The sequence below is a fragment of the Xanthobacter autotrophicus genome, assembly GCF_030015065.1.
GTDB lineage: Bacteria > Pseudomonadota > Alphaproteobacteria > Rhizobiales > Xanthobacteraceae > Xanthobacter > Xanthobacter autotrophicus_D.
This window is the reverse complement of sequence record NZ_JAIVFN010000274.1, coordinates 1-917: the sequence shown is the minus strand read 5'-3', so window position 1 is coordinate 917 and position 917 is coordinate 1. Positions and strand designations below refer to the sequence as shown.

Here is a 917-nt window from a genome sequence, read left to right as displayed (position 1 = left end):
CCCTTGCGCTGGGCCTTTTTCTTGGTGGTGAAGAACGTTTTGCGCGGAGATGAATGCCCCGGGATTTTCTGAAGCAACTGGCCAGTCTGCCCTTGCCGCAGACTTTTCACGATGAGCAATCAATCGACAAGATTCGCGTGCTTGTGGCGGCGGAACTCGTGGAAGCGAGCCTTCCGCCGCCAGGCGTTCAGGGAACAGCAGTTGTCACCTACATCACAACAATTGGCCGGGTGATGGTTTCGCCCAAGAGTGGACTGGTGAGGGCGAAAACTCTCTCTGGCTGATTCGACCTGCACCCTTTTTAGCCTGTCGAGGCGAGGATGTTGCACGCGCCTTCACTGATCACTGCTGTACGTCGAACAAAGTTTGACTTGTGAAGTTGTCCGCCATCTCGATTCGCAGGCGAAAGTCAACGACATCTTTTTTCTTCTTCTTGCTCAGGATATGCAGTCTCACTGGTGCGTAGTAGCTTGTGGTCGGGGGAACTTCGTATGGTTTCCCATAGATGGTGACCATTGATGCGGGTTCTTTCTGCTGCAGGACCGAAAACTCGCCTTTGCGCACGATTTCCATCAGTGATTCGCCCCCGTCTGTACACGCAACCCTCATCGTCGGTGAACCGGTGATCTCTGAGCGTTGGTAGGAGAGCTTTCCCTCAACGATATCGCTGACTCGCGCCAAAGCCCGATGATCATCAGTGGAAATACTCTCGAAAATGTGGATAGGCGCACTCTTGCGAAGATATCTGAGCACATTTCTCGCCCGCCTTGCGTAGTGAGCGAACGCGAGCGTTTCATTCATTTCTTCTATATGCTTGGGTGTATGAAAATTCCCCGCTGCAACTTGATTTCCTTCGACACCCAAAGCGAATGAAATAGAAGCAGATGGATCAAGAATTGCTTCAAGCAGGCTGATAA

1 protein-coding gene is annotated in these 917 nt (G+C 51.9%); it reads right to left on the bottom strand.

Annotated features, from left to right (window positions below; genetic code table 11):
• Positions 1–342 precede the first annotated feature (342 nt).
• A partial coding sequence (locus K9U40_RS23060) for a hypothetical protein (RefSeq protein WP_282892411.1) occupies positions 343–917 on the bottom strand: 575 nt, incomplete at its 5' end.